This is a genomic window from Intestinimonas timonensis, assembly GCF_900626145.1.
Classification (GTDB): Bacteria; Bacillota; Clostridia; order Oscillospirales; family Oscillospiraceae; genus Intestinimonas; species Intestinimonas aquisgranensis.
In genome coordinates this window covers 457,642-481,709 of the sequence record NZ_LR130817.1, presented here as the reverse complement: position 1 = coordinate 481,709, position 24,068 = coordinate 457,642, and the positions used below count along the sequence as shown (strand labels likewise).

The window sequence follows — 24,068 nt, the reverse complement described above, 5'->3', positions numbered from 1 at the left end:
TTACCGTGCCGCAAAGAAATCGCGGTAGACCTTTTCGATGATGGTATGGCTGGAAATGTTGACACTCGGGACTGCCCATCGAGCCGTAGCCTCGAAGTCCTTCTCGTGCGCCGCAATGTAAGACCTCATGTCATTTCGCAGCCCATCCACCGTACCGATCGCACAGAGCAGAGAGTGTTGCGCCGCCTCAAAGTCCTTGATGGCGCGATCTTTGTCGGGGCCGTCCGGGTAAAGGTCAATGACACCCTTGCGCACGATCGCTGCCTTAGCCTTCTCTTCCAGATTTGTTTCGGCGGCAAAGTAGTCCAGCAGCAGTCGTTCTCTTTGCCGGTCAGCCGGCGTCCATTCCGGCTGGGAGTGCTTCTTCAGGAACATAGTAAAACCTCCAAAAATGTTCAAAAGTTCAGAACCCCAAAATCGAATTATCACTTTTGAGGTGATAAATTCTAAATTTCGATGCTCAAACGCTCGTCAACAAACGGGGTATTTGAAAATCGTCCCTTAGAAGGGGAAGGGGTAATATCGCTACGCTCAAAGTAGTCTAAAAAGTTGCAAAAATAGCCAATTTGCAAAGGGGAAGTTTTTGCAGTTAGGCCGCTCGCTTCGCTCGCGGATATACGGAGAGTTGGTAGCGGCCTAACCCAAAAGGTAGGTGCGGGGTAGACACTTTCGATTTAGTCATCTACCCATCCCCCAGTATCTTGAGTCTTCTGCCGACTGGCAGCGTGGACACCAGAGAAAATCAAATGTCCCCTAACAGGTCGATTGAAACATCGTGGTAGGCTTTCTTCTCTTCCTCGTCTGCGATTCCGATATAGCGCATGGTGATGAGAGCGCTGGAGTGACCGAAAAGACGCTGGAGGAACACAATGTCGTGGTTACTCTGGTAGTGGAAGTATCCGAAAGTCTTCCGCAGGGTATGGGTACCGATGTTCTGCTTGATCCCGCAAGCCTTAGCCGCATCCTTCAACTTCTTGCGCAGGGTGTCCACTTCAATGTGACCACCTTCACGGGAAGCGAAGATATATCCATCAGAGTAGTGGCCGGCATCGTTACCATAGTACCACTGAATAGCGTGGACACAGGATTCATTCAGATAGAGTCCACGTCGCTTGTCTACCTTCTCCTGAAAGACTGAGATTTTGTCGGTGGTATCGGTGTAGTCTCCGACAATGTAGCGGATCTTGCCGTCAGGGAAGAAAATATCAGAACACTTCAGTTCCAGAAGCTCGTTGGCTCTGAGGCCGAGGTTGATTCCCAGGATGAATGCCAGCAGGTATTTGGGATCAGCATTAGCCCGTAGCCAGGAGGCCATAGCGTCAAGCTGCTCACGAGACTTGATCGGAAAAACCGTTTGCTCTTCTCCTTTGCGGTAGTTGACCTTCTTGGGAGGCTCGACAGCAGAGGTACCGGGGAACTGAATGATTTTACAGCTGGTCGGCGATACGGTATTGATCTGAGGAGCCGTAGGCTGATCAAAGAGAGTAAGTTGCGTGTCCATAGTCCACCTCATTTTCTTTGTCGCAAAAGACCGTCAGTTGTTGTCTCTTACTTTAATTTATTCTACCATATCTGGGGTCTAAAGTCAATTAAAATATTAGTTTTCTTTGTTGCTATCGAAGAAGAATACGACTGTAAACGAGGTAAATTATAGAGGGTTTACAGAAAAACCGAGGTTGTAAGGCTAAAAATGTGATTTTGGAGGTATGGGTTTAATTCATTTACTATTGGGGAATCATCGAGATTGTTCCCGAGTGAAAAATGGGGATATGGGGTGTACGTGATAGAGTAGAGGTACTGAGCCGTTTCGTGAGAAACGGGGCGGGCGCGAAAATGTGAAGGCTCCCCCGGTGCCGGTGGCGTCCAGGCAGGCGGGCGGGGTGCCGTTGTGCGTCTGCTGACGGGCGAAAACGGGCCGGGGTTCTGCAAACTCTCCAAAAGCAGAATTGACAGAGATAGAAACGGGCGGGAGTACGTCGGGAGACTGGGAGCTTCAGCCGGTGCGGGCTGGGGTGCCTGCTGGCCTGGGGCGGTGCTGGGCTGGCCGTTTTGGGGCGGGGTTCGGTCTATATATGACTTTGACGGCAAAACGGCAGGCAAGCGGGCGCAAGTCCTCATCTTTTCGCCCTTTCTCCCTTCGTGCTCTTCTCTCTCCCTCTTCTGTCTGTTCGATCTGGGCGGGCAAGCTGACGGCATAGGGGCGGCGGGCGGCGTGTCCGTCTGGCCGTGGTGCTGGACGTGTCGTGCTCTCCTGCGGCATGGGGCAGGGCTGGCCGCTCTCGTGCCGTGTCTGTTGTCCGTCTCCCCTGCTGGCCGTACTGGGGCAGTCTGTGCGGGCGCTGGGGCTGGCGCTGTGCAGGGGCGGCGATCTCAGGCCAAGCGGCTTGCTAATCGGCAAAATGCACAAAGATTCAATAAGAAATGCAGCATAATGACGAAAATAGTGCCTTGTATTCTGTGCTTTTTACGCTGTAAATATGCCTGTTTTGGTGTAAAATAGGCTGTTTTTCTAACTTTTTGGATATAGCAACAAAGTAAATGATTGACAGATGGGATCTTTTATGATAAGATATAGACAGTTAAAGAGGGCGGGCGCTGGGGCCGTTGGCCGGGGGTATCCTCTCCGGGCGGCAGGCTCCACCGCTTCCCGATAGCAACAAAGTAAATCAACGTAAAGGAGACAGAAACAATGAAAAAGACTTACAACATGAGCGAGACCATGACGCGGGCATGGGCCATCCGCAAAGCGGCGGCGGCTGACATGGGGTGCAAGGTGTCTGAAGTCCTGATGGGCGAATGTCTGAAGATTGCCTGGGCTGAAGCTGAAGGCGCAAACGCTGAGACCAACGCCGCCGCCATCGCGGGCGAGTGGGCGAACATGGCCGACGCTGACAAGATGCGAATGATGACCGCTTGCATCCGCAAGGCGGCAAAGAATGAGATCGGCTATTCCACCGAAGACCATTACCTGCAGTTCTCTGAAGTGCCCGCGTTCGGTTGCTTCCGTGCCCATGATTTTGATGAGTTCATATCGGAGACCTGTATCCGAGTTCTTGACAAGCTGGCCGACCTTGACAAGCTGGCCGCAACAAATGAACGGCGGGCCGCTCAGGGTAAGCGCCCGATGCGCCTGGTGTCCGTCGTCTACAATGCGGCGCGGGCTTCTATTGCGGCGGTGTACTACGCCGACAGCAAACACGGCGCGGCGTATGACTGGGAAATCAATGACGGCGAGGGCAACGCGGCGAGCTTCCTTGAAACCTGCTGCGGAGATGCTACGGTGAACACCGAAACAAGCGCCATCATCCGGGCAGACCTGGACGCGTTCCGGGATGGGCTGGACGAGATCGGGCGGCAGATTCTGGAAATGGTAGCCGCGCACAAGACGGAGCGCGAGATTGGGAAAGCCGTGGGTATCTCTAATGTTGCCGTACACAAGCGCATTGTGAAAATGCGGGCGGCGCTGGAAAGTCTGCGGGTTGCCTGAAAAGAAATTTTTCCGAACGGTTAGCAGCAAAGAAAATCAGTCTGTAAATGATAGCGGGGCCGGCAAAACGGAACGCCGGCCCCCAATGGAAAAAAACGTAAAGGGGATTTGAAAATGACTATCAATAACGCGGTTCTGAAAAATTGCTTGAAACTGTCCAGCAAGATCACGGTTTACGTGCCCGCCACAAACGGCGTTGACCAGGCGGCAGACAATACCGAACAGGTCAAGAAAACGGCGGCGCTCCTCTCTGAGCTTTTCGGCGGCGCGACTTCCACCCCGGCGCTGGGCTACTGGATGTCTCCGGCGGCTGGGCTGGTGGCTGAGGCTACAACGGTGGTTTTCGCCTACGCTGCGGATGCGGCGCTCCAGGAGCACGTCGGGCGCGTGGTGGAGCTGTGCGAGGAGCTGAAGCGGGAGATGGGACAAGAGGCCATCGCCCTGGAAATCAACGGCGAGATGTATTTTATCTAACAGTAGGACGGCGGGCGAGGGCTACGGCTCCCGCCCGCTTTTCTGTTTTCCGGGCCGTGCAAGAAAATTTTTCGGAACGGTTAGCAGATCGGGCGCGGCGTCTGTAATTATAACAGAGGGACACAAAACGACGTAAAGGAGCGAAACAAAATGATGACTAAACAGCAGGAGCGCGAGGCGCTGGAACGGATTAGAAACATCCTGGCGGATGCTGGGGCTGATAGCTATATCGGCACGGCCTTTGCCGGTTGCGTGGAAGACGCGGAATCGAACATTGAAAACGACTGGGCGCTCAGTATGGCGGGCCGCTGGCAGAATGCGGAACAGAAGCTGGAGGCGGTCAAGTCCGAGGCGGACGGACTGCGGGCGGAGCTGGACAGGTGCAACGCACGGATTGCGGAGCTGACAGAGGCGGCGCAGACTTTGAACAGCTGGAGATCAGACGAGCACACCGCGCTGGAGCGTGCCCAGAGCCGCGCCGATGCTGCGGAGGCCGAGATCATCCGCCTGAAGGCGAAGCTGTACGACTTCATGACGGCGGCGAAGGATTGAGAAACGCGGGCCAAGCGCCCGCTTTTCTTCTGGAACGGTTAGCAAATGCGGGAATCCGTCTGTAATTATAACAGGAGATCCAAAACAACATAAGGGAGCGACGCAAAATGATGACGATTGAAAAAACCGCAAGAGAGCTACGGAGACGGATTGAAGCCGCCGGTTTTCGGGAGATCACGTTGACCATGGCCTGCAACGGTGACAAGGTGACGGTATCGCCTTGCTATTCCGGTTGCGGAACGCCTGCGAGCTTTGACCAGGTGGAATACTACCTGGTTTATTCCCCTTCCCTTCCCTGGCTGGGCGGTGACACGCTGGAAGCCGTGGCGGGACAGCTGAACAGCTATTCTAAACGGCTGAAGGAGGCAGAGGCGGAGCGGGAACGGCTGGCGGAAATCCGCAACAAGCTGGAGACGGAGCCGATGGGCTGCGATGAGTGGGAGGAGCTGTTTTCCTTCTATTCCGATTTTTACAAGGACGTTTACGGACATCGCCCGCGTGATGTAGTCCGTCCATTCTGAAAAGCCGGGGATTTTTTTCTCCGGCTTTTTATTTTACGGTTAGCAAATGCGGGAATCCGTCTGTAATTATAACAGGAACAGAAATTTAAGGAGGAAGACCCATGAATCAGAAAGTCACTTTCCCGGAACGCAAGCAGGAACCCGCGCCGCTGTCTCTCTATGACCAGATGATAAAGGCGCTGCAGTCCCTTCGGCCCGTATATATTACGGATGGAACCGTGACCCGCTTGGTAACTGCCGTTGAGTATCTGAGCAGTGAAGTCCGCTGCACGCTGGATGATAGATCACGTTTTTTCCTGTATCCCGGTTTTGATGATGATTTTTCCGGTGAATTGGGATGTCTGGAAACTGAGGAGGGATTTTACCTGGCTCCCCGTTGGTGGATTGAAAAATAGAGTGGAAGACGGTTAGCAAATGCGGAAATCAGTCTGTAATTATAACAGAGGGACACAAAAAAACTTTACGGAGGCGCTGAACATGGCAAGTAAACTTCCCTGGACTACTCCAAAGGTACAAACACTTTACACGACTTCCAGCGTGGGCAGGCTGATTGCGGAATACCTGGACGCAGGCGGGCAGATGCTCCAGATGCGTGAGGGCGTGCTGGGACACGGCGACGTGCTGTTATACGACGACGCCGGAAAGCTGAAAACCTATGTCATCCGAGAGGTGGCAATCAACGAGTGGAGCAGCGGCCACAAAGTCAGAGGCTACAACAGAATGCCGGAGAAATACCGGGCGCTGCTGGATAAACAGAGATAACGGACAAAGAGAACGGCGGGAGTTTTCCCGCCGTCTTTTTTGTCTTCAGTTAAAGGCCATAGCGACCAGGAGGCCGAACGCGATCACCGCGCCGATGGTAACAAGTGGATGATGTTTCAACATGAACGGGAAAAACGGGACGTGTTCATAACGGGATACGGCGTTATAGTGCTGGATGGCCTGGTATCCGGCGACGATCACCGCAAGAATGACAAATACCCACATATAATCACCTAAAAATATTTTTTTTGGAACGGTTAGCAAGTCCATAATTCCTTCTGTAATTATATCAAATAATGGAAATCGACGCAATGTTTATTTTGGAACGGAGGAAAGCAAATGGACATTCAGGAGATCAATCAGAGTTCGCCGGAGTTCCTGTATCGGATGCTGGGACGGCTGGAAGCGGATTGCCTGTATTATCTGGGAAATGGCGGGCGCTTTGCGGGCCATCTCTGGGCAGGCAACGAGCGCGAGCAGATCAAGCTGATGCGGATGATTTACCGCCGCTTGTGCGAGGCGTTCACCGCGCCGGAATGGATGAGCGAGGAGAAGATCAACGAATACGCGGAGCAGATGCTTGTGGTATAAAATTTTTCCGGGCGGTTAGCAAACCGCCGTTTCTGTCTGTAAATATATCAGAAAACGAATGGAGGTTCTAACCGTGACAAAATATTATATTTCTTTGGAGGCTGACGGAAATTTTCATATTATCGAGTACGATACCGGCGAGGGCGTAAGAGTGCTGCGGGACGCTGGCGGACAGGAAACGAGCATTGTAATTTATCACAATAGCTTGATTATTTCCGCTTTGTATGACACTGTGGAGGCTGCTATAAAGCACCTGGGCGGAAGTCGCCGGGAAACGATCTTGCCTGATGGTCGAGTGGTAATCCCGGAGTCTGTGAATTATCCTGAGTTAGTCATCCGCAACATATTTGTGCCGTTTAGCGCTGTGCGTGCTGAAGTCTGGCCTGGGGAGCCTGGATGGGGAAAATAATTTCCCGATTAGGTTAGCAAATACGAATTTCATTCTGTAATTATAGTAGATACCTGGAAATCAAATGAAAATAACGGAGGCTGACAAACATGAAGTGGTTCAATAATCCTGAGACGCTGGAAGACCTGAAAAAGCAATACAAGAAGCTGGCTTTTCAAAATCATCCTGACCGGGGCGGCAAAACTTCGGATATGCAGGAGATTAACGCTGAGTATGAAGCGCTGTTCTCCCGGCTGAAAGATACCCACAAAAACGCAGAGGGCGAGTTTTACACGGCACGGACGGCCACGACCGAGACGGCCACGGAGTTCATGGACATCATCGAAAAGCTGATTCACATGGAGGGCATCGAGATCGAGGTGTGCGGTTCCTGGGTGTGGGTCACTGGCGACACCAGGCCGCACAAGGAAGAGCTGAAAGCCCTGTCTTTCCGGTGGAGCAGCAACAAATCCGCGTGGTATTTCCACCGCGACGGATACAAGAAGCGGAGCAAGAAGTCTCTGACGCTGGACGAGATCAGAGGCTACTACGGAAGCGAGAAGATTGAAAAAGAGGACAGCGGAAAAATCGCGGTTGCATAACAGATCGGCGGGCTGGGAAAACCTGGCCCGCCTTTTCTTTTTCGGAAAATTTTACTGAATGGTTAGCAAATGATCGGAACAGTCTGTAATTATAGTGGGAGGTGGTCAAGTCCATTGAAGTGCTACTACCTGGGCGATAAGAAAATCACCGAAGCGGAGGCCAAAGAGATCGAGGCCAAAAACCGCGAGATTTTAAGAGATGGAACGGTTGAGGAGCTTTTGCAAATTCGGCACGTTATTTGTCGGGAGGAATGAAAGATGGAACACACATTTAAGATCGAAAAGGAATTGAAGATCACGACGGAGAACATCGTGGACTGTGTACTGTCCTGCGAGGCCGGTGGCTTTGACTACTGGGGCGAGTTGTGCAGCGATGAGAAGGACTACGAGGCGGCGCGGCAGCGGCTGGCGGAGAGAGAAAAGGCCGATATGAAGCCCTGCTATGAGGACGTGCTGGCCGAGATTCTGGAAAGCGGCGGCAAGCTGACCGTGTACGACCGTGAGGACGACAAAGACCACGAGCTGACGCTGGAAAAACTTCTGAACGGCTGGAAAAAGTACGCGGAAGATCATAACGCGGACGACTTCGACGAGTACGACGGAATTTCTGCTGACTGCATTATGCAGTATGCGATTTTCGGCGACGTGATTTACGGCTGATAAAAACGGGCTGGCCTGGTGGCTGGCCCGTTATTTTTTTTGCCGGTTAGGTTAGCAGGATTGAAAAACCATCTGTAAATATAGTGTAAGGGGCAATGTTCCAAAGCGACAAAGTAAATTAACGGAGGTCGAAAGAATGAAACGCTATGCAGTTTGTATCACTGATGATGACGGCGGCACGGGCGAAGCGGTTTTTACCGTGAAGAATAAAACAGAGGCACGGGCCAGAGGTCGCCTTTATATCCGTCAGTGGCAACTCCCCAACGGGAAGATCGAGTATATCCGGGAGTTGGCAGAGGGTGAAGAGGCCGTTAAGTTTGGTCGCGCCGCTGGCTATTGATAGGAGGAGATCATCATGTATGATGTCGAAAAGTTGGTTTCCATCGTCTGCGATTATCTGGACGCCGAAGCGGACTATATGAAATACAGTCTGGACGCAAGAAAAGAGCTGGGGCTGGCTCCCAACTCTACCCTATGGATTCCTTCCCTGAATGGCTCCAAGGCATACCGCCTGGGCGAGCTGTTTGAAAAGTCAGGAGCGACCGGGAGCATTTTGGCCGACATCTGCGCCATGCTGGACATCAATCAGGAATTGCTGGTGGCCGCTGTCAAATCCATGCAACGCAAGGAACGCCATAACGGACGCTGGGACAATCCGAATTATACCTGCTGGATGAACGAGGACGACAAAAAGCGGCTGGCCCGGTTCCTTTTCAATGAGCGCGGAGAGTCCGGCGTTTATCCCTGGTTCAGCAGTACCGGACGGAAAAAGCCATGGTGTGAATAAGGTATAGCTAAACCGAAGAGGAAGGGCAAAAAGTCCTTCCTCTTTTTTTTATTTCATGGTTAGCAAATTTGCCTTTCTTTCTGTAATTAAAATAGAAAGTCAAAATAATGGAGGAATGACACATGACAACGAAAACTGATTTTCACGCCATCCAGGAGCTGAAGGAGAAATACGCCCCGAAAGTGCGGGGTATCGTCTCCGGTGAGGAGGCCAAGGCCATCTACGAAGTGCTGGAAATTGATAAGCGCAACAACATCGAGCTTCAGAATATCCGGGATATGGTGGTCATGATCTACGGTCAGTGGTTTGATAAATCACGTGACCAGTATCTGGAGGATAAGAAGAATGGCGTTCAGGCGGTTGATAAGTCTGCGGAGTATCTGGACGCAATGAGCGCCATCATCTGCGTCATCGACTATGAGAAATTCAAGAGAGGAATAGGAGTATAAAAATTTGGGGAGGGCGGTTAGCAAATCGTTCTCCCCTTCTGTAATTATACCAGGAGGTGCAATGATGGAAAACAAATACGTTTCCTTCGAGGTTTACCGCCCCGTAAAGTCTCCCACGGAGAAAGGGGAATACATGGGAAAGACACCAAACCTGGAGCAGGCACGGCGGGCCGCTGATGCTGTTGGCGGTGCCTTGTACGGGATAACATCTGACGGACGCAAAGTCCTGTTGCTGTAATTGAGATCAAGTATTAAGGAGAAGATTATGAAATTTTTAATCTGTATGCCCACCGGCAAGGATGGTATCCAAGATGATGCGGTTATCCGTAACGCCCTGTTGACGGCAGTAAACCGTATTACGCTGATGGATGAGAAGATCGGCGAGTTTGAGGCTGGCGACGGCAACCAGAATATGGTTACGTTTGAAGTGTCCGAATGAATAAAGGAGGAATACAAAATGGCACAATGTACGAGAGAGCAGGTTAATCGCTGGAACGCAAAACTGAGCAACGGGTTCCGGCTTGATTTGGAGCGCTTCATCGTATGGAATGACAAGGTGGCTACGCGCTCCATCGAATTGCCGGACGGCAAAGTGCTGAAGGCTGACATCGGATGGACTGAGGTGCGCGAGGAGCCGAGATTGGGCTGTTTCTATCAGAAGACTATCGGCATGATGCCGCGCCTTTCCCTTTCCCTGTGGACTCCGAGCAGCACGCCGGGTATGTGGTGCAGCCGTGGCCTGGGTGCCGTGGTAAAAATCACCGACAACATCTACCAGAAACGCAACTGGAACGAGCTGGCAAAGTTCACCGCTGAATGGGACGAAAAGCGCCTGCTGGAAGAGGCCAAAAAGCATATGGCCGAGCTTCAGAATGATGTGGTAGCCTAAAAAAGGCGGAGGGATTTTTCTCTCCGTCTTTTTTCTTTTTTGGTTAGCAACAAAGTAAATCATTCTGTAAATATAATAGGAGGCGATAAAAAAATGAGACAAGCACAAATGACAAGAAATGAACGGCGGTATTACCGCAAGAAGATAATCGAGCAGCGGCTGATGGGGCTGGGAGTTCTGGTCTGCTGCGCTCTGGTGCTGTGGATGTGCTCCACCGGCGTAACCGTAGAAGATCGAGACGGCACGGCGGTTGTACTGCTGGCTCCGCTGGGGCTGTGGTTGCTGTTCTCTAAGCAGATTCTGATTTACTGAGGAGATGCCAAGATGAGCGAGAGAATTTTCAATGTTTCCCGGTCTACGAAAACCGGTAAGACGGTCAATGTTGGCGACTTCCCTACGGTTGAGCAGGCGCAGGCCGCTATGCTGAGTCACTACAAGGCGACACCTAAGCGTGGGGACTTCCGGTATCGTATCTTTGAGGAGGAGCTGGAAGAGATCAACGGAGTTACGTTCCGCAAATTCTGTCTGGTTCTCAGCGGCGGAAATAAACCATACAGCAAGAGCTATACACCGGCTGAATTGAAAGCCCTGGTAGAAAGTGAGGCATAATATATGGAACGGACGGATAAGCTGAATCAACTCAAGCAATTCAATAGGCCGTGGGAATACGACTGCTGTGATATAGCGGAAAAGCTGGTTGAGCTGTCAGATCTGCCGGATGACGGGCAGTTGAAAAACGAGCTGACCGATGCTCTATACCATCTTAAAGCTGTGGCAGAAAATCCTTATAACAGCGACTATCATCGTGTGCTATTCAATGTGTTGCTGGTCATCACGGGGTTTGAGTGTTTCTAAATCAGGGAGAGGGTCGTCCCTCTCCTTTTTTATTTTTATGGTTAGCAATTTTTCAAAACGGTCTGTAAATATAGTGGAGGTGCTGAATATGAAAACCTGCAAAATCTGCGGATGTTCTTTCGATGAAGAAAATTTTGAAGGTGTTGTTGTCAATGAGGGCATAGACAATGAATACCATGTTTGTTGCGATTGTGTCCCGTCCGAGTGTAACAACGGACATATTATTTCCTGTGAAGCCTGCGGTTCATATTTTTCGGCGGATAAACTGCACGACGAAGAGATCGAGGGGCATTCCTTTACCGCGTGTCCGGCCTGCGGGAAAGATGTGGTAGAGGGGTTGAGCCGTGCAGAATTTGAAGATGAATACTTTCGCCCGCGATATTCTGTTGTCGTTCGTCAATTCAGCGGTTCAGTTCGTGGATATATCGTGAGCGCAAATAGTCGCCACGAGGTCATGAAGCGGCTGCTGGAAAAGCTGGACTTCAACTATGTCGCAGAGGTATCCATTGGGGAAATCCTTGTGAAGGAGGACGAGTTTTAATGTACATGAGCAAAGAGAAGTTCGATGAGATCAAGGCCAAGCATAGCACCACCATTGTGGTGGATGCTGATGTGGGCGAGGCTCTGGCTTTTGTCCAGGACTTGCTGGAGGCTGAGGCGGACGCAATCAAAAACCGCGAGCCGCACGCAACTGCATCTATCGGACGCCTGAATGAAGCCGCCTATGAAGTGTTCTCCATCTCCAACGAGATCGACGTCGGGGAATTTGATGACGGCAAATAAAAAAGTAGCCTCCCGGTTAGCAAAACTGGGAGGCTATCTGTAATTATAGTACAAGCACAAGCAACCAACTTTAAGGAGGATGACAAAATGAGCGCTGCTAATTTCTGTACCATGAGGGACTTCCCTTTGTTCGCCAAGGACTACTATGAGGACGCCAAGCGCTGCTTGGAATGCGGCGCGATCCTGAGCGCAGACAATACGGAATGTGAGTTCTGCGAGTGTAACGAGCTGGAAGACTACCAGTATTATGATGAGTGCGCGGCCTACGACGAGCGCCAGGAGATCGAGGACAAACTGCTGGACTTCAATCGTGGCCTGCTGTTCCATGAAGTTAAGCTCCAAAGCGGATACTATTCTGGTGTCCAATTCTATGTGGAAATCAATCACGATCTGACCGAAGATCAGGATTATTCCAACGATGACTGCCATTACTATTTTGACTGCTGTCGGAGTGTAGCCTATCGGAAGTATGCGTCGGAAGTTCGGAAGATCAACCGGAAGCTGGCCGAGTTTGCCAAGGCATATGGATTCCAGGAATATGTGTGTACTGCCAGATTTTCAAACGGTGAGGCGTGGTATCAGCTTGCCTCTAATTCCCGTGCCCGTTTGAAATCTGTCGTGGCCTGATGACCGCCCGTCGCAGAACGCGGCGGGCTTTTTTATATTAAAAGTTAGCAAATAGCCTTTTGTTTCTGTATTTATAGTGAAGCGATTCCAAACGACATTTTGAAAGGACTTGATTTCGTGAATAATGAGAGCGGCCTGAATGAGAGCGGCCTGAGAACCTATGTGTGCAAGCGAGCCAGGATGTGTAGTTTTCTGCGTGAGAGAGGCTTTGAGCCTTACAAAGTTACCCCTGACCGGGACAATCCTATGTACGATGTTTTTCTTTTCACTGCGTCGCCTGAGCTGTACCAAGCTGTGATGGAATATATCAACACCAGTTCTGAGAGGAGAGATTTGAAATGAAAATTGATTTGACTGATGCTCAGGTTTCCTTGATCATCGACGGGCTGCGTGCTTTGCAGGAAAATGCTGCATATGAAAACAAATGTACCAGCGACTCGGAAATCCACGATAGCAACAACCAAATGGCCGATGAGGTAGACGACCTGTGCGAGTATCTTAACTGTTGCGAAGAGGTTACACCGGAGGTAGCTATCTGTGTCAAGGGCGGTTTGGTGAGTTCAGTTTATGCCAATGCCAATATGGATGTCGATGTGTATGATCTGGATGTTTCCGACTTCCCGGACGAAGGGGAACAGGAATCGGCAGACCAGAAAGAGGCTGAGCTGGATGAGTTGGTCAAGTCTCCCGGCTGGCGTGCTGTTTGGTAAGAAACCATTTTTATAAGGAGGAACATATGAGCATTACTTATGATGTGTCCAAGCAGAAGGGCAGTTCCCGCTGGTACCCCCACAAGATCGAGACTCCCAAGGTGCCTGCTGGCCCGTTGGGAGATAAGAAGCAGGCGCTTCATGCCGCCGCCGAGTTGATGGGGGTGAGTTACCCCGAGTACATGGAGTTGAGGAGGAAGAAAGGATGCGCGTAAACTACACCCCTGAAGAGATCGCAGAGATGCACGATCGTAACGAAAACTTCAACGGAACACGTGCTAACTTTTCCAAGATCAAGCTCTACCAGGCCGTCAAAAGCGACCTGGTGGAGTTTATGAATATGTGCGATGACGTGCGGATGATCGACGGGTATGACCCGAACATGAAAGAGAAGCACGCCATTCTCTGGCTGGACTTCTCCCCTGCCGCTGCTCTGAACAAGGAAGAAACAGCGGCTCTCACGGCCATCATGAACAAGGCCGACGGCACGGTGATTTCTGCCGTTGATGGGCACGTCCGCATTTCCTTTGATATCAACGATATCTGGGATAATTAAACAGACGGTTAGCAAAACGCAGTTCTTTTCTGTAAGTATAGTGACCGGAGAAAAAACAAACGAGAACAAAATTTAGGAGGTACGTAAAAATGTCTGCGAATGTTGAGAGTATGTTCTATGCTGGACGCGAGAAACCCTGGCATGGCCTGGGTACTCAGGTTGAGGAAGCGCCGACCAGTGCCGATGCACTTCGGCTGGCTGGTCTGGATTGGACTGTGCAGCGCAAGCCCATTCAGGTTTGCGGCGGGCGCAAGGTGGATAACTTCTTCGCTAATGTGCGGAGCAGCGACGGTGCGGTGCTGGGCGTGGTCAGTGACCGGTATCAGGTGGTGCAGAATGCGGAGGCATTTGCGTTCACCGACGCTCTGATTGGCGGAGAGGGTCAGGTTCACTATGAGACGGCGGGAAGCCTTATGGGTGGCCGGAAGATTTGGTTGCTGGCAAAACTGCCCGATACGGAGATCGTCGGCGATAAGACCGAGCCGTATCTGTGCTTCTCCAACACCCACGACGGCAGCGGCGCTATCCGCGTGTGTATGACGCCTATCCGGGTGGTTTGCAACAACACTCTGAACATCGCACTGAACGGCGCAAAGCGTGCGTGGTCTGTCCGGCATACCGGCGACATTCAGGCCAAGCTCCAGGAGGCGCGGATGTGTCTGGACATGGCGAATAAGTACATGGACAAGCTGGCTGTGTACGCCGACCAGATGGTGAACAAGACCGTCACCGATGAGCAGATCGCCAAAATTCTGGACGAGATGTTCCCGGCCACGGAGGATATGAGCGAGCGTGAAAAGCGGAACGCGACGAAAGCCCGTGAAGAGTACATGATCTGCTATTTTGCGCCGGACATTCTCAAGTTCAAGGGGACTGCCTGGGGCGCACTGAACGCGATGAGCGACATGGTTGGACATACCGCTCCCCGCCGCATGACCTCCAACTACCAGGAGAACAACTGGGGCCGAATCATGGATGGCCATGCCATGATGGACAAGATGGCCTCTCTGCTGGCAGGCGTTGGCGCACGATAAGAACAGAACGAGACGGGATGGAGAAATCTATCCCGTCTCGTTTTTTTGGTTAGCAAAATTACAGAACGATTTGTAAATACAGTGTGGAGGTGAGTATATGAAACGCATAAGCCAAAAGCGACGGCTGATGGTCGTTAAATATCAGAACCAGAGAGATGTTGACCGGCTGGATACCTGTTTGAAAATGTGCTGTCTCCCTCATGTAATTTTCAAAGAGTATGAATTTGTCGGTGGCGGCGCTCTTTGGAAAATCTACATTGATCGTGGGAGCCTCACTTGGGAGCAGGTTATGGCCGAGGTCAATAGAGTCCATGCTACCAAATTCGAGTTCATTAACGATGGCTCATATATTCAAGACGGGAGGCTCTATACTCCCTTAGTTATTCAAAAGTGAGGTGTGTTTATGTTACGGCCTGGACGTTACAAATCCGAGCATGATGGCAATGTCTTTCAAGCCTATCGGTATGTCATGGAAGTCAAGGAAACCGCAAAGTCCTATATCTTCAAGCTGCTGGAAGTTGAGAACCGATACGCCGACGATCATATCGAAATCATGTTTGGCGGCAAGAAGCGGATTGTTCTTCCCAAGGATAAGCCTTGCCGTCATGCAATGCGAGTGTGGAGCGACCACGATTTCACGATTTATCCCTTCCAAGCCGGCGTCCCGTTCTACTTTGAGAAGGAGGATGTGGCATGAAAATCCCCAAGTATGTTTATGAGCTGGTGGAGCTGGGGCGGTAACGTCCCGCTCCTTTGGATGAGCAGGCCAATTCGAGTATTGCAGGTCAGGGTGAGTATGGATATATGTTCCGAGTCTATCGGAAGAGTAACAGTCAATCCGGCGGAGTGTTTGTTGCCGAGGTGGAACGTATAACAGCCTGGGCGCGACGGGAGTACGCGGAATCCAACATTCATACATACCGCTGGTACACTGATAAAGAGCACCGTAAACCTTACTACAAACGGGATTATGCACTGGTGACGATCACTGATCCAGTCGCACAGCAGCTGGAAAAGTTGATTGCTTTGGTTAGCAAGGAACACTAACGGTCTGTAAATATAGTGAGGAGGTGGTCAATGTGTTTCGAGTTATCATCGCCGGAGGGCGAGACTTTGATGACTACCAGCTTTTGAAAGCGACCATGGATAAACTGCTTTGCAATATTACGGATGAGATCACCGTTGTTTGTGGACAGGCCAAGGGTGCTGATACGCTGGGTGAACAGTATGCCATGGAAAAGGGATACGCCATTGACTATTACCCCGCCCAGTGGAAATTATACGGCAAGCGAGCTGGATACCTACGCAATGAGCAGATGGCACAGAACGCCGACGCTCTGGCCGCATTCTGGAACGGTGAAAGTCGTGGCACCAAGCACATGATCGAGCTTGCCAAGAGGTACGGTTTGAAAGTGCGGGTCAAGCGATATTAAGGAGACAGAGATATGTTAGTCATTAAGAAAATATGCGATTACACAATTCCGATATTTGGGAACAAGAGAGTTCTCCCCTATGCAAAGCTACTTGTTTCTGATGGTATTACAGAAAAGTTAAGGCCGATCATAGATGATGGCGGAAGACAGTACATCACGTTCAACCGAAAGAGATACTACATCAAGAATGCTGGGAGCCTCTATTCTCCCCACTATGTTTTTGCCGATGAACGGAACCCCTGATTGGATAGCCCGAGTGGAACCGTTAAGATTTGAGTATAAGGAGGTAGCAGTATGAAGATTACGGTTGCTGTCATAACCCCACAGGATTACGAAAAATTCAATGCCGTCGGAATGAACGCCGAGGCGTGTCTGGCAGACCGTGTAAAGCTGATATGTCAGGATGACGCCGGACACGTGGCAGAGTCCTTCATGAAACAGGATGAGTTCGACCGGCTGGGGCTGGCCTATATCGAACAGCACGCAAAGCTGGAACACTCTGAGGTCTGCGACGAGTGGTTTATGAAGTGTTCTCAAAATTCCTGGTACAACGATCTGGAACGCAATCCTGAGAAAGTCATCAAGGTTATGTTTGTCGGCATCGAAGACGGAACAGGCCGAGAGGTTTACCGGGGTGTCGAGACACATCGTTACTATCTGCGCGAGGTACACGCCAACCAGCGTTTTGCCAAGTGGTATCTGTGCGGCGAGCGCCGGGTACCGGAGGATGGTAGAGAGCCGAGACCCAACCTGATTTTCCAGCTGGGAGATCAGACGGAAAAGGTCGTGTATGATGACTGGAACGGCGTTGCTGCCTATAAGGAACAGTTCAACAAAAACTTTCGGGCGGAAGGTTAGCAAATAGTAGTTTCATTCTGAAAATGTAGTGGTCTGGGAGGCTCCACTATAAAAAGCCTCACCCCATAAAGTGAGGTGGCTGATATGGAAATCCTCTTTGGGCTTGTCCTTGTGGCCGTGAAGCTGATTTTGGAACACGTGGCCGTGAGGCACGCCAACAAATACTCCGATACCGTTGTTCGTAGATACAACAAAAATGAAAGTGAGGAAGAAAGATGAGTTTGATGGAGAAGTTCTCCGCCGTCGAGATCAAGGCGGACAACAGAATTTCCGAGGATGACAAGGCATTTTGTCTCCGCCAGCAGGAAGCCTTTGATAAGGCTGGGCCGGCGCTCCAGAAGGTTGCTGAGGCGATGGCCGCAGCCAAGGCAGAGCAGGCTGGAATCCTGACCGCAGACGAAGACTTTATCGACCGGTATGTGGGCGGTGATTGCAACGTAGACGGTGTTTACGACACCATGAAGAAGAGAAACCGCACATTCATTTCAACTGTCGTCAATTATTTCAGCCGCAAGTACAGTGTCGAGCTGGACGAGCGCGAGATTGAGGAGCATCTCATTCCCACCGGCCCGAAGGAGCCGAATTTGCCCTGGGGTGGATACAGAAGCATGAGCGAAGACGAGATCGCCTCTTATCGGCAGGAGCTGGACGCCTATAAGGTCGAAAAGGATAAGTTTGAACAGTCCTTACGTACTCTCCCTCTCCGGTATGAACAGATCGTGGATGAGATCTTTGTGCAGCTGGGCGGATTCTCATTCCAGGAGCGAGCCATGAATGAATTTCTCCGGTTGTGCTGGGATACGTCTCATCACAGAAACTGGCGTTCTGATCAGTATGAGGAAGAGTTCGAGATCAAGAACGATGTGCTCCGTCTGACTGGATCGTGGGTATATTGTGATGAAAACAAGTGGATGAGCAACCCTGTCTCTGAGTATAAGCCCAGCCAGTCCTTGAAGACCATTCTGGATGCGCTGGTACATTACGAGGTTGGAAAGTTCAAGGGTGGCGCACAGTGGTTCCCGGAACTTTTCAAATACGATACTCAGGAAAACCAGTTTGAGATCGCTCACATGAACAAGATCAAAAGTATCAAGCTGTTCAAAAATGGTCGTGTGGATATCAAGTTTCGCAGCGCCGCTTTTGTCCAGGAGTTTGTGGAACAGTATTTGAGGAGGAACCCGGCATGAAGCTGACAAAGAAGCAGCTCTCCGCCCTGCAACGGATTGTAGGGCGGGAGCAGACCCGATATGACGAAATCCAGTCGGAGGCTCTGGCTGGTGTTCATCCCAGCGAGAAGCATTTTGCCATAACAGATGGAACCATGGTGGTGCTGTTTACGGAACAGCCCGAGGGAATCCCCGTAGGTGATCGGACAGAAACGTATGATAAGTACGTCCAGGACTATCTCAAGGACGCGAATGCTCCGTTGGTTGTTTCGCCGCCCACTGTGGATGATTGCAAAAAGATCATCCGTGAGTGGAGAGGTATGAAGAGTTTGGGGAAGCCTCTTTTCCCGAAGATTACCGTTACCACTAAGGACGAGAACGGCGCTCCTATGACGAGTTACTTCGATGCCTATCGCTATCTGGATATTTTGGAGGCTGTTGGGCCGTATCGTAACATCTATATGGGGAGCAGCGACACAATGCGGACTCCGTATCCGTGCTTGCTGGTATATAAGCGGTGCGGGCGTGACGAGCAAGATAGTGTCAACTGGGACGAGCCGGCATTTCTGCTGCCGTGCCGCCCTTAACAGAGGAGGATACTATGACCAGACGGAAAGTGATTTTCTGGAACGATCTGAATGACAGCTATATCGTTTCCGAGGAATATAACGGCGACAAGGCTGAAATGGAACGCTTCGGCCTTGGAGCCTGCGACCATACTTGGCCTGAGTTTATGGAGGCTATGAGCAGTGTGAGCAATCTGGCGGACTTCCTCAAGGTGATCTCCTACATCACTGCCAGTTACCATGCTACTGTCAATGGCGTGCCTCTCCCGGAGCAGGCCAATAACCTGCCTGGGTCACGGCTGAATGTCGTCCATAGCCATAAGGAGCTGTATAACTTGGTTGGCGACATGGATGAGGTGTGGGAGGTCAAGCGGAATATCCCTGGCGCTCATCTGCTGGACGTGTCCACCATCGCTCCCAAGCCCAAGCAGGTCTGGGACGGAAAGGAAGTCATAGATGAGGATGACTTCGACTATGCCACCGCAAAGCCCGGTGACTTTGTGACTCAGGCCGTAGTGGACAATGCAATGGATTGTCTGCCACCTGTTTGTATGAGTACCCGGTGCTCCCAGATGGGCGAGCCGTACTCCAGCAAGCTGGATGAAAAGACCGGCGAATGGCGGAGCACCTATGCCACTTTCCGTAAGGTCGGTGGAGAGTGGCCGAATGGTATTTGGGAATACTGCGGTCACTGCTTCTGGGGTGAAACGGTGGAACGGGGCAAAGAAATGGCTCATATCCAAAATCTTCTCGCTACTATTGAGAGATGAGGTTAGCATCCGTCGTCTCCCGTCTGTAATTAAGGCGGGAGACGAAAATTTTGGAGGTGATAATTTTGAAACGGTTTAAGGTGCAAACCGCAGACAGCCACACTTTGCTGCTCTACTATCCCACCCAAGAGAAAGCCCAGGAGAGCTACCCGGACGCCACAATTACGGAACATACCGACCAATCTCATGTGGAGTACATTGAGCGGATGCTTGCTGCCGCCGACGATTGTAAAACGGCGGAACGCAAAGGTTCTACCGTTTATCTTCTCAGGTTTAACACGTCGGCGGGCATCTGTTTGGCGATGCTTTCCCGAGATATCGGCGACGGAATGTGGTACGACTTGTGCCAGTATCAATTCTGGAAATCCGGGGCGCTGGTTGCTCCAATCACTAAGACCCTATCTAATCCGGCTGCGTTTTGCAAACAGTTTCTTTTTCCGAAATCGGAATATGAAGTGCTTTGCGCAGGCGGCAAGCTCCCCAAGCCGGAAGAAATCAAAGGTGTTAGGAAATTTGCTTCTGTCCCTTTTGAGGGAATATGTCAGTGCCAGCTATTCCTAAAAGGTGACGACCTGTATATCAAGCACAACGACTACTTTTCGGAAACTCGCTTCACCGGAAAGATTGATCCGCGCACTAACATGGAGGAACGGGTGCTGTATATTTGCCACGCATGGCTGAGGATTACCAATTTTGTACCATTGGTAAAACTCCTGAACGATGTGGAAATTTCCGCCACAGTTTGGCCTATGCTTCGGGACTTCCACCAATGGCCGGCAAGTGAATGCAATATGGAATGGGGCCGCTTTTTGGAGGATGTAGCGAGGGCTACAAGAAACTATCTGAGCAAAGAGGAGGCAGGTTATGGAACAGAGAACCTGTAATATCATCATGTGCTGCAAGGGGCATTGCAAACTCGCGGGCGAAAATGCTCCGCCGTTGGATGCTATCGCTGCATACATGAGCGCTGAGTGCGCTTGCCCGAAGGAAGACTACACCGGAAAGCTGATGGAGATGATTTTGAGAGAGGCGCTGTTCGATTATATTGCAGGCGCGGACAAGCCCGGATATGAGCTGCGCCAGCTTCTTCAGCAATATGCCACACATGACCCCGATCTTTCGGAGCGTATCTACACCCTATTCCAGTTAGCCAAAGTGAGAGATGATAACAGGTATGTCAATGGGTTTACGGATAAATTGCTCCGGCAAAGTGAGATTGATCTTGGAGCCTCCAGAGACAGTATGTCCTGTCTTTTGGATGAAAAGAAGATCGTCAATTATCCTTGTTCTCGCGCCTGCCCGCTTTTTGGAGACTGCGTTACAAAGTGGTATCAGGTAAGAAAAAGAGCCTGACCGGTTAGCAATCCCCCTTTTCTTTCTGTAATAGAAGTGAGGGGCGCGGTTCTGAGAGGACTCCGCACAAAAGCCTCTCTCCAGAAAAAGAAAGATAGAGCAGGTGAAAGAATGAAGTATCAATACCTTAACGAACCGATTCCCCAGGAAGCCCGACAGGAGCTGAACGACAAGATCCTCTATTTGGTAGACCAGGATTTGGCCGAACAGTCTGGGATCTCCCGCGAGGATATCTATAATGCCTATACCGGAGACGGTGGATTGCATGGCCTAAAACGCTCTGACTTTGCCAACTATCATGAGTATGCGGAGGCTAAGAAGGAGATCGAGAACGGTCAGTTCTTTACGCCTCCCGCTCTTTGCCAGTTTATCATGGAGGCGCTGTCCCCTGCTATGGACGAAACGGTAGCAGACCTCACCTCTGGCATCGCCAACTTCTGTAACTTCATGCCGCTGGAGGCAAACTTCTACGGCTGTGAGTTGGACATCAAGTCCCACAAAGTAGCACACTACCTTTACCCTGCCGCTAATCTGGAACACCGTGATATCCGTTTCTATCAGCCGAATATGCGGTTTGACTATGTAGTGGGCAACCCTCCGTTCAATCTGAAATGGGAGACGGAGGATGGCGAGATCATCTCTCAGATGTACTACTGCCTGAAAGCGGCGAAGCTGCTGAAGCCTCTGGGCATTATGGCGATTGTGGTGCCGGCGTCTTTCCTGGCCGACGAATATTTGGACGGCGCGAAAATTTCCGAACTGGCAAAAGATTTCTCTTTCCTGGGTCAGGTCTCCATTCAGAAGGATGCGTTCAAATCTCTTGGTGTGGATAGCTACGCTACCAAGATACTCTTTTGGCAGAAGAAGCTGGACGCCGCCGACAAGGGAGAACCTTATGCTCTGAACAGCGCCAACTGGTTTAATCTGACCGACATGAATAACGCGGCAGGACTGCTTGAGATTGTTCGTAAGGAAATCGTTGCCCCGGCCAGAGAGCGGATGCGGAGCAATAGTGCCCGCGTTAAGCTGGCGTCGATGGGTGGGAGCGATAATGCGTTCGAGTATGAAGTGCGGAAGCTGATGTTCCATATCAAGTCCAACCCCAAACTGATAGACAAATATGCCAAGTGTCAGGAATATCTCTACAAGTTCCGCCATCAGGAACAGCCCAAGGATATGAAGTATGAGGAATGGGCAAAAATCCGTATCACGGAAGCTAAGGTACTGGCCTATCTTCGTCGTGTTATCAAGTCTCAGCATAAGAAGCCCAGCCAGGATGTGGTACGACTGGTCAAGCAGAATGGAGGGCTGATTTACAAAGGGTACAGCAAAAAGGCGCAGAACAGCATGAGCGACGGCATGAAACAGCTCGTTCCCTTCTATGCCCTTGCCTCTGGACAAGCGGATGATACAGGTCTTGAGCAGTATGCCCGCCTTATTCGTCGTAAGCAGCGCGACTATGAGCGAGAGACGAAACCTTTTACCGAGATGGAACAGGACGCCGGGATCGCTCAGTTCCTGGATGACTTTACCGTTTATGATAATGAGAACGAGGAGTGGATTCACCTCAATAACACCCAGAAGCACGACCTGAACCTCGTTCTTCAGAAGCGCTATCATCTGTTGCAGTGGGAACAGGGTGGTGGCAAGACGCTGGCCGGCATCTCCACAGGCCGGTATCGGATGGAGCGTCAGGGCGCTCGTAACGTGTGGGTGGTGTCCACTGCTATCTCCATCAAGAACAACTGGGATCTGGTGTTCAAAAACTATGGCATGACCAACTACCGGATGATAAAGTGCCTCGCCGACCTCGACAAAGTACAGGATGGGGAGTTCGTTATCATCACCCTGAATATGCTTACCAAGTACCGTAAGCAGATCAAGCGCCATATCAAAATGCGGAACCAGAATGTGTGCTTGGTGTTCGATGAGTCCGACGAGATGACCAACCCGGATAGCAAGCGCACAAAGGCTGTGTTGGATTGTTTTCGGAGAGTACGGTTTAAGCTGGAAATGACCGGCACTGTCACCCGGAACAACATCTCGGAATGTGCGCCTCAGCTTGAGCTGCTTTATAACAACTCTTACAATATGCTCTCCTGGGCAGAAGATCTGTATTGCTATGAGAAGGATGACAGCGAGGAATATCTGAACTGTTCAAGTAATCCTTACTACGGCCAGCCCTTCCCTGCTTATAAAGCTGGATACAGTCTGTTCGCTGAATCCCATCTGCCTGAGCGGATCACCGTTTTCGGAGTGGGTAAGAAAACCCAGGACATTTACAATGCGGATGTCCTGAACAAGCTCCTCTCTTACTCGGTCATCACCCGGACTTTCGCGGAGATCACCGGCAAAGAGATACGTAGACTTCATCAAACCCCAGTTTCATTTGCTCCTGCAGAGCGTGAAGTCTATCAAAAGGCCATGGAAGAGTTTTTCTCCATGCGCCAGCGATACTTCGCCCTTACCGGGAATAGTCGCAAGGATAACATGATGGCGCTGATCCAGCAGATTACTTTGTTGCTCCGTATCTCTGCTGCACCCAACACTGTAGAGGAATACGACAGCCCGAATACGCCGGTCAAAATTCGGAAGGTTTGTGACATGGTGGGCGAATGGAAGGATGAGATTGTAGTTATTGGTGTCCGCCATAAGAACGTAGTGGAAGCATACGCTAATGAAATCCGCAGAAGATTCCCGGATCGGAAGCTGTTTGTCGTGACCGGCTCTACCACCACTCTGGCCGGACGTCGGAAGCTAAAAAATACTCTGAAAGAAAGCGGAAACGGCATTCTCCTTTGTACCCAGCAGTGCCTCCCCTCCTCTGTCAACTTTGAGTTCGTCAACAAAGTTATCATCCCGGAGCTGCATTACAACAATGCGCGGATGAGCCAGTTCTATATGCGGTTTGTTCGCTTTACCTCTACGGACTGGAAAGACATCTACTTTGTTACTTACTCTGGAAGCATTGAGTCCAACCAGATGCAAATGGTGCTCGCCAAAGAGAAACTGAACCTTTTCATGAAGGGGCAGGACGTAGATCTGGATGAGGTGTATGACCGCTTTGGCGTGGATTATGACCTGATGAGCCTGCTGATGTCTCGTGAGGCAGACGAGGACGGAAACTTCAAAATCTCTTGGGGAGAGCAGAAGATCAGCTAATAATAAAACCGCCCTCTTCGGAGGGCGGTTCAT

The 24,068-nt window shown here is 50.9% G+C and carries 44 protein-coding genes; 41 read left to right on the top strand and 3 right to left on the bottom strand.

Annotation, left to right across the window (positions count from 1 at the left end):
* Entirely contained in the window at positions 1-375 is a 375-nt protein-coding gene (locus E0E29_RS08665; protein WP_130849548.1) for a hypothetical protein, read from the bottom strand.
* Between the two features lie 367 nt (positions 376-742).
* Complete coding sequence (locus E0E29_RS08660; protein WP_165449848.1) at positions 743-1,315, bottom strand: tyrosine-type recombinase/integrase; 573 nt, start codon at positions 1,313-1,315, stop codon at positions 743-745.
* Between the two features lie 1,374 nt (positions 1,316-2,689).
* Between E0E29_RS08660 and E0E29_RS08655 the strand changes: the two genes are divergently transcribed.
* From E0E29_RS08655 to E0E29_RS08630, 6 genes are all read left to right on the top strand, one after another.
* A complete protein-coding gene (locus tag E0E29_RS08655; RefSeq protein WP_130849546.1) occupies positions 2,690-3,487 on the top strand; it encodes a hypothetical protein in 798 nt (265 codons plus the stop codon).
* Positions 3,488-3,601: 114 nt separating this feature from the next.
* A complete protein-coding gene (locus tag E0E29_RS08650) occupies positions 3,602-3,961 on the top strand; it encodes a hypothetical protein (RefSeq protein ID WP_130849545.1) in 360 nt (119 codons plus the stop codon).
* A 150-nt stretch (positions 3,962-4,111) separates the two neighbouring features.
* Positions 4,112-4,513 (top strand): hypothetical protein, encoded by a 402-nt coding sequence (locus E0E29_RS08645; protein ID WP_130849544.1) that lies wholly within the window; start codon positions 4,112-4,114, stop codon positions 4,511-4,513.
* 107 nt (positions 4,514-4,620) lie between these two features.
* On the top strand, positions 4,621-5,034 hold the full coding sequence (locus E0E29_RS08640) for a hypothetical protein (protein WP_130849543.1): 414 nt from the start codon (positions 4,621-4,623) through the stop codon (positions 5,032-5,034).
* A gap of 101 nt (positions 5,035-5,135) precedes the next feature.
* Positions 5,136-5,429 (top strand): hypothetical protein, encoded by a 294-nt coding sequence (locus tag E0E29_RS08635; RefSeq protein ID WP_130849542.1) that lies wholly within the window; start codon positions 5,136-5,138, stop codon positions 5,427-5,429.
* An 82-nt stretch (positions 5,430-5,511) separates the two neighbouring features.
* Positions 5,512-5,796: a hypothetical protein gene (locus E0E29_RS08630; RefSeq protein WP_130849541.1), complete on the top strand. Its 285-nt coding sequence runs from the start codon at positions 5,512-5,514 to the stop codon at positions 5,794-5,796.
* A 45-nt stretch (positions 5,797-5,841) separates the two neighbouring features.
* On the opposite strand, the gene E0E29_RS08625 is transcribed toward E0E29_RS08630, so the two are convergent.
* Positions 5,842-6,066 carry a hypothetical protein gene (locus E0E29_RS08625; protein WP_130849540.1) on the bottom strand — a complete coding sequence of 75 codons (225 nt, stop codon included), beginning with the start codon at positions 6,064-6,066 and terminating at the stop codon, positions 5,842-5,844.
* 69 nt (positions 6,067-6,135) lie between these two features.
* Between E0E29_RS08625 and E0E29_RS08620 the strand changes: the two genes are divergently transcribed.
* The 35 genes from E0E29_RS08620 (at position 6,136) to E0E29_RS08475 (ending at position 24,035) form a co-directional block, all read left to right on the top strand.
* Complete coding sequence (locus E0E29_RS08620) at positions 6,136-6,387, top strand: LPD11 domain-containing protein (RefSeq protein WP_130849539.1); 252 nt, start codon at positions 6,136-6,138, stop codon at positions 6,385-6,387.
* Positions 6,388-6,460: 73 nt separating this feature from the next.
* Positions 6,461-6,796, top strand: a complete 336-nt coding sequence (locus E0E29_RS08615) for a hypothetical protein (RefSeq protein ID WP_130849538.1) — start codon at positions 6,461-6,463, stop codon at positions 6,794-6,796.
* Positions 6,797-6,885: 89 nt separating this feature from the next.
* The gene (locus tag E0E29_RS08610) at positions 6,886-7,377 is read left to right on the top strand and encodes a J domain-containing protein (RefSeq protein WP_130849537.1); all 492 of its coding nucleotides are present in this window, start codon (positions 6,886-6,888) and stop codon (positions 7,375-7,377) included.
* Positions 7,378-7,491: 114 nt separating this feature from the next.
* The gene (locus tag E0E29_RS18100; protein ID WP_165449847.1) at positions 7,492-7,632 is read left to right on the top strand and encodes a hypothetical protein; all 141 of its coding nucleotides are present in this window, start codon (positions 7,492-7,494) and stop codon (positions 7,630-7,632) included.
* A 3-nt stretch (positions 7,633-7,635) separates the two neighbouring features.
* A complete protein-coding gene (locus tag E0E29_RS08605; RefSeq protein WP_130849536.1) occupies positions 7,636-8,037 on the top strand; it encodes a hypothetical protein in 402 nt (133 codons plus the stop codon).
* A gap of 136 nt (positions 8,038-8,173) precedes the next feature.
* Positions 8,174-8,377 carry a hypothetical protein gene (locus E0E29_RS08600; protein ID WP_130849535.1) on the top strand — a complete coding sequence of 68 codons (204 nt, stop codon included), beginning with the start codon at positions 8,174-8,176 and terminating at the stop codon, positions 8,375-8,377.
* 15 nt (positions 8,378-8,392) lie between these two features.
* Positions 8,393-8,824 carry a hypothetical protein gene (locus E0E29_RS08595; RefSeq protein WP_130849534.1) on the top strand — a complete coding sequence of 144 codons (432 nt, stop codon included), beginning with the start codon at positions 8,393-8,395 and terminating at the stop codon, positions 8,822-8,824.
* Positions 8,825-8,946: 122 nt separating this feature from the next.
* Positions 8,947-9,273, top strand: coding sequence for a hypothetical protein (locus tag E0E29_RS08590; RefSeq protein WP_130849533.1), 327 nt, complete (start codon positions 8,947-8,949; stop codon positions 9,271-9,273).
* 64 nt (positions 9,274-9,337) lie between these two features.
* The gene (locus E0E29_RS18095) at positions 9,338-9,511 is read left to right on the top strand and encodes a hypothetical protein (protein ID WP_165449846.1); all 174 of its coding nucleotides are present in this window, start codon (positions 9,338-9,340) and stop codon (positions 9,509-9,511) included.
* Between the two features lie 27 nt (positions 9,512-9,538).
* Positions 9,539-9,712 (top strand): hypothetical protein, encoded by a 174-nt coding sequence (locus tag E0E29_RS18090; RefSeq protein WP_165449845.1) that lies wholly within the window; start codon positions 9,539-9,541, stop codon positions 9,710-9,712.
* An 18-nt stretch (positions 9,713-9,730) separates the two neighbouring features.
* Positions 9,731-10,162: a hypothetical protein gene (locus E0E29_RS08585; protein WP_130849532.1), complete on the top strand. Its 432-nt coding sequence runs from the start codon at positions 9,731-9,733 to the stop codon at positions 10,160-10,162.
* A 93-nt stretch (positions 10,163-10,255) separates the two neighbouring features.
* The gene (locus tag E0E29_RS08580) at positions 10,256-10,474 is read left to right on the top strand and encodes a hypothetical protein (protein ID WP_130849531.1); all 219 of its coding nucleotides are present in this window, start codon (positions 10,256-10,258) and stop codon (positions 10,472-10,474) included.
* A 12-nt stretch (positions 10,475-10,486) separates the two neighbouring features.
* A complete protein-coding gene (locus E0E29_RS08575) occupies positions 10,487-10,771 on the top strand; it encodes a hypothetical protein (protein ID WP_130849530.1) in 285 nt (94 codons plus the stop codon).
* A gap of 3 nt (positions 10,772-10,774) precedes the next feature.
* Entirely contained in the window at positions 10,775-11,017 is a 243-nt protein-coding gene (locus tag E0E29_RS08570) for a hypothetical protein (protein ID WP_130849529.1), read from the top strand.
* Positions 11,018-11,105: 88 nt separating this feature from the next.
* The gene (locus tag E0E29_RS08565) at positions 11,106-11,558 is read left to right on the top strand and encodes a hypothetical protein (protein WP_130849528.1); all 453 of its coding nucleotides are present in this window, start codon (positions 11,106-11,108) and stop codon (positions 11,556-11,558) included.
* Positions 11,558-11,800, top strand: coding sequence for a hypothetical protein (locus tag E0E29_RS08560; RefSeq protein WP_130849527.1), 243 nt, complete (start codon positions 11,558-11,560; stop codon positions 11,798-11,800). The genes E0E29_RS08565 and E0E29_RS08560 overlap by 1 nt, the downstream gene beginning before the upstream one ends.
* Before the next feature lie 87 nt (positions 11,801-11,887).
* Positions 11,888-12,427 carry a hypothetical protein gene (locus E0E29_RS08555; RefSeq protein WP_130849526.1) on the top strand — a complete coding sequence of 180 codons (540 nt, stop codon included), beginning with the start codon at positions 11,888-11,890 and terminating at the stop codon, positions 12,425-12,427.
* Positions 12,428-12,544: 117 nt separating this feature from the next.
* The gene (locus E0E29_RS19230; protein ID WP_423202440.1) at positions 12,545-12,769 is read left to right on the top strand and encodes a DUF5659 domain-containing protein; all 225 of its coding nucleotides are present in this window, start codon (positions 12,545-12,547) and stop codon (positions 12,767-12,769) included.
* Positions 12,766-13,137: a hypothetical protein gene (locus E0E29_RS08550; RefSeq protein WP_130849525.1), complete on the top strand. Its 372-nt coding sequence runs from the start codon at positions 12,766-12,768 to the stop codon at positions 13,135-13,137. The genes E0E29_RS19230 and E0E29_RS08550 overlap by 4 nt, the downstream gene beginning before the upstream one ends.
* A 26-nt stretch (positions 13,138-13,163) precedes the next feature.
* Positions 13,164-13,352, top strand: a complete 189-nt coding sequence (locus E0E29_RS08545) for a hypothetical protein (RefSeq protein WP_130849524.1) — start codon at positions 13,164-13,166, stop codon at positions 13,350-13,352.
* The gene (locus tag E0E29_RS08540) at positions 13,343-13,693 is read left to right on the top strand and encodes a hypothetical protein (RefSeq protein WP_130849523.1); all 351 of its coding nucleotides are present in this window, start codon (positions 13,343-13,345) and stop codon (positions 13,691-13,693) included. Before E0E29_RS08545 ends, E0E29_RS08540 begins: the two co-directional genes overlap by 10 nt.
* Before the next feature lie 89 nt (positions 13,694-13,782).
* Positions 13,783-14,727 (top strand): DUF932 domain-containing protein, encoded by a 945-nt coding sequence (locus E0E29_RS08535; protein WP_130849522.1) that lies wholly within the window; start codon positions 13,783-13,785, stop codon positions 14,725-14,727.
* 97 nt (positions 14,728-14,824) lie between these two features.
* A complete protein-coding gene (locus tag E0E29_RS08530; protein WP_130849521.1) occupies positions 14,825-15,121 on the top strand; it encodes a hypothetical protein in 297 nt (98 codons plus the stop codon).
* A 9-nt stretch (positions 15,122-15,130) separates the two neighbouring features.
* Positions 15,131-15,424: a hypothetical protein gene (locus E0E29_RS08525; protein ID WP_130849520.1), complete on the top strand. Its 294-nt coding sequence runs from the start codon at positions 15,131-15,133 to the stop codon at positions 15,422-15,424.
* Between the two features lie 107 nt (positions 15,425-15,531).
* Positions 15,532-15,774 carry a hypothetical protein gene (locus E0E29_RS08520; RefSeq protein ID WP_130849519.1) on the top strand — a complete coding sequence of 81 codons (243 nt, stop codon included), beginning with the start codon at positions 15,532-15,534 and terminating at the stop codon, positions 15,772-15,774.
* 32 nt (positions 15,775-15,806) lie between these two features.
* Positions 15,807-16,160, top strand: coding sequence for a DUF2493 domain-containing protein (locus E0E29_RS08515; protein ID WP_130849518.1), 354 nt, complete (start codon positions 15,807-15,809; stop codon positions 16,158-16,160).
* A 12-nt stretch (positions 16,161-16,172) separates the two neighbouring features.
* Positions 16,173-16,403: a hypothetical protein gene (locus E0E29_RS08510; RefSeq protein ID WP_130849517.1), complete on the top strand. Its 231-nt coding sequence runs from the start codon at positions 16,173-16,175 to the stop codon at positions 16,401-16,403.
* Positions 16,404-16,454: 51 nt separating this feature from the next.
* Positions 16,455-17,018 carry a hypothetical protein gene (locus tag E0E29_RS08505; RefSeq protein ID WP_130849516.1) on the top strand — a complete coding sequence of 188 codons (564 nt, stop codon included), beginning with the start codon at positions 16,455-16,457 and terminating at the stop codon, positions 17,016-17,018.
* Between the two features lie 84 nt (positions 17,019-17,102).
* Positions 17,103-17,237: a hypothetical protein gene (locus E0E29_RS19020; RefSeq protein WP_278045151.1), complete on the top strand. Its 135-nt coding sequence runs from the start codon at positions 17,103-17,105 to the stop codon at positions 17,235-17,237.
* Between the two features lie 2 nt (positions 17,238-17,239).
* A complete protein-coding gene (locus tag E0E29_RS08500; RefSeq protein ID WP_130849515.1) occupies positions 17,240-18,205 on the top strand; it encodes a hypothetical protein in 966 nt (321 codons plus the stop codon).
* Positions 18,202-18,771, top strand: a complete 570-nt coding sequence (locus tag E0E29_RS08495; RefSeq protein WP_130849514.1) for a hypothetical protein — start codon at positions 18,202-18,204, stop codon at positions 18,769-18,771. The genes E0E29_RS08500 and E0E29_RS08495 overlap by 4 nt, the downstream gene beginning before the upstream one ends.
* A gap of 14 nt (positions 18,772-18,785) precedes the next feature.
* Positions 18,786-19,520 carry a hypothetical protein gene (locus E0E29_RS18695; RefSeq protein ID WP_242622436.1) on the top strand — a complete coding sequence of 245 codons (735 nt, stop codon included), beginning with the start codon at positions 18,786-18,788 and terminating at the stop codon, positions 19,518-19,520.
* Between the two features lie 65 nt (positions 19,521-19,585).
* Positions 19,586-20,404 carry a hypothetical protein gene (locus tag E0E29_RS08485; protein ID WP_130849513.1) on the top strand — a complete coding sequence of 273 codons (819 nt, stop codon included), beginning with the start codon at positions 19,586-19,588 and terminating at the stop codon, positions 20,402-20,404.
* Positions 20,385-20,873 carry a hypothetical protein gene (locus E0E29_RS08480; RefSeq protein ID WP_130849512.1) on the top strand — a complete coding sequence of 163 codons (489 nt, stop codon included), beginning with the start codon at positions 20,385-20,387 and terminating at the stop codon, positions 20,871-20,873. The genes E0E29_RS08485 and E0E29_RS08480 overlap by 20 nt, the downstream gene beginning before the upstream one ends.
* A 111-nt stretch (positions 20,874-20,984) precedes the next feature.
* Entirely contained in the window at positions 20,985-24,035 is a 3,051-nt protein-coding gene (locus E0E29_RS08475; RefSeq protein ID WP_130849511.1) for a DEAD/DEAH box helicase family protein, read from the top strand.
* The last annotated feature ends 33 nt before the right edge of the window (positions 24,036-24,068 follow it).

Excerpts from the sequence above, each read along its gene's own strand:
- E0E29_RS08665 (WP_130849548.1), bottom strand. The coding sequence starts at position 375 with ATGTTCCTGAAGAAGCACTCCCAGCCGGAATGGACGCCGGCTGACCGG.
- E0E29_RS08660 (WP_165449848.1), bottom strand. The coding sequence starts at position 1,315 with ATGGCCTCCTGGCTACGGGCTAATGCTGATCCCAAATACCTGCTGGCA.
- E0E29_RS08655 (WP_130849546.1), top strand. The coding sequence starts at position 2,690 with ATGAAAAAGACTTACAACATGAGCGAGACCATGACGCGGGCATGGGCC.
- E0E29_RS08650 (WP_130849545.1), top strand. The coding sequence starts at position 3,602 with ATGACTATCAATAACGCGGTTCTGAAAAATTGCTTGAAACTGTCCAGC.
- E0E29_RS08645 (WP_130849544.1), top strand. The coding sequence starts at position 4,112 with ATGATGACTAAACAGCAGGAGCGCGAGGCGCTGGAACGGATTAGAAAC.
- E0E29_RS08640 (WP_130849543.1), top strand. The coding sequence starts at position 4,621 with ATGATGACGATTGAAAAAACCGCAAGAGAGCTACGGAGACGGATTGAA.
- E0E29_RS08635 (WP_130849542.1), top strand. The coding sequence starts at position 5,136 with ATGAATCAGAAAGTCACTTTCCCGGAACGCAAGCAGGAACCCGCGCCG.
- E0E29_RS08630 (WP_130849541.1), top strand. The coding sequence starts at position 5,512 with ATGGCAAGTAAACTTCCCTGGACTACTCCAAAGGTACAAACACTTTAC.
- E0E29_RS08625 (WP_130849540.1), bottom strand. The coding sequence starts at position 6,066 with ATGGACTTGCTAACCGTTCCAAAAAAAATATTTTTAGGTGATTATATG.
- E0E29_RS08620 (WP_130849539.1), top strand. The coding sequence starts at position 6,136 with ATGGACATTCAGGAGATCAATCAGAGTTCGCCGGAGTTCCTGTATCGG.
- E0E29_RS08610 (WP_130849537.1), top strand. The coding sequence starts at position 6,886 with ATGAAGTGGTTCAATAATCCTGAGACGCTGGAAGACCTGAAAAAGCAA.
- E0E29_RS08605 (WP_130849536.1), top strand. The coding sequence starts at position 7,636 with ATGGAACACACATTTAAGATCGAAAAGGAATTGAAGATCACGACGGAG.
- E0E29_RS08600 (WP_130849535.1), top strand. The coding sequence starts at position 8,174 with ATGAAACGCTATGCAGTTTGTATCACTGATGATGACGGCGGCACGGGC.
- E0E29_RS08595 (WP_130849534.1), top strand. The coding sequence starts at position 8,393 with ATGTATGATGTCGAAAAGTTGGTTTCCATCGTCTGCGATTATCTGGAC.
- E0E29_RS08590 (WP_130849533.1), top strand. The coding sequence starts at position 8,947 with ATGACAACGAAAACTGATTTTCACGCCATCCAGGAGCTGAAGGAGAAA.
- E0E29_RS18095 (WP_165449846.1), top strand. The coding sequence starts at position 9,338 with ATGGAAAACAAATACGTTTCCTTCGAGGTTTACCGCCCCGTAAAGTCT.
- E0E29_RS18090 (WP_165449845.1), top strand. The coding sequence starts at position 9,539 with ATGAAATTTTTAATCTGTATGCCCACCGGCAAGGATGGTATCCAAGAT.
- E0E29_RS08585 (WP_130849532.1), top strand. The coding sequence starts at position 9,731 with ATGGCACAATGTACGAGAGAGCAGGTTAATCGCTGGAACGCAAAACTG.
- E0E29_RS08580 (WP_130849531.1), top strand. The coding sequence starts at position 10,256 with ATGAGACAAGCACAAATGACAAGAAATGAACGGCGGTATTACCGCAAG.
- E0E29_RS08575 (WP_130849530.1), top strand. The coding sequence starts at position 10,487 with ATGAGCGAGAGAATTTTCAATGTTTCCCGGTCTACGAAAACCGGTAAG.
- E0E29_RS08570 (WP_130849529.1), top strand. The coding sequence starts at position 10,775 with ATGGAACGGACGGATAAGCTGAATCAACTCAAGCAATTCAATAGGCCG.
- E0E29_RS08565 (WP_130849528.1), top strand. The coding sequence starts at position 11,106 with ATGAAAACCTGCAAAATCTGCGGATGTTCTTTCGATGAAGAAAATTTT.
- E0E29_RS08560 (WP_130849527.1), top strand. The coding sequence starts at position 11,558 with ATGTACATGAGCAAAGAGAAGTTCGATGAGATCAAGGCCAAGCATAGC.
- E0E29_RS08555 (WP_130849526.1), top strand. The coding sequence starts at position 11,888 with ATGAGCGCTGCTAATTTCTGTACCATGAGGGACTTCCCTTTGTTCGCC.
- E0E29_RS08550 (WP_130849525.1), top strand. The coding sequence starts at position 12,766 with ATGAAAATTGATTTGACTGATGCTCAGGTTTCCTTGATCATCGACGGG.
- E0E29_RS08545 (WP_130849524.1), top strand. The coding sequence starts at position 13,164 with ATGAGCATTACTTATGATGTGTCCAAGCAGAAGGGCAGTTCCCGCTGG.
- E0E29_RS08540 (WP_130849523.1), top strand. The coding sequence starts at position 13,343 with ATGCGCGTAAACTACACCCCTGAAGAGATCGCAGAGATGCACGATCGT.
- E0E29_RS08535 (WP_130849522.1), top strand. The coding sequence starts at position 13,783 with ATGTCTGCGAATGTTGAGAGTATGTTCTATGCTGGACGCGAGAAACCC.
- E0E29_RS08530 (WP_130849521.1), top strand. The coding sequence starts at position 14,825 with ATGAAACGCATAAGCCAAAAGCGACGGCTGATGGTCGTTAAATATCAG.
- E0E29_RS08525 (WP_130849520.1), top strand. The coding sequence starts at position 15,131 with ATGTTACGGCCTGGACGTTACAAATCCGAGCATGATGGCAATGTCTTT.
- E0E29_RS08520 (WP_130849519.1), top strand. The coding sequence starts at position 15,532 with ATGTTCCGAGTCTATCGGAAGAGTAACAGTCAATCCGGCGGAGTGTTT.
- E0E29_RS08510 (WP_130849517.1), top strand. The coding sequence starts at position 16,173 with ATGTTAGTCATTAAGAAAATATGCGATTACACAATTCCGATATTTGGG.
- E0E29_RS08505 (WP_130849516.1), top strand. The coding sequence starts at position 16,455 with ATGAAGATTACGGTTGCTGTCATAACCCCACAGGATTACGAAAAATTC.
- E0E29_RS19020 (WP_278045151.1), top strand. The coding sequence starts at position 17,103 with ATGGAAATCCTCTTTGGGCTTGTCCTTGTGGCCGTGAAGCTGATTTTG.
- E0E29_RS08495 (WP_130849514.1), top strand. The coding sequence starts at position 18,202 with ATGAAGCTGACAAAGAAGCAGCTCTCCGCCCTGCAACGGATTGTAGGG.
- E0E29_RS18695 (WP_242622436.1), top strand. The coding sequence starts at position 18,786 with ATGACCAGACGGAAAGTGATTTTCTGGAACGATCTGAATGACAGCTAT.
- E0E29_RS08480 (WP_130849512.1), top strand. The coding sequence starts at position 20,385 with ATGGAACAGAGAACCTGTAATATCATCATGTGCTGCAAGGGGCATTGC.
- E0E29_RS08475 (WP_130849511.1), top strand. The coding sequence starts at position 20,985 with ATGAAGTATCAATACCTTAACGAACCGATTCCCCAGGAAGCCCGACAG.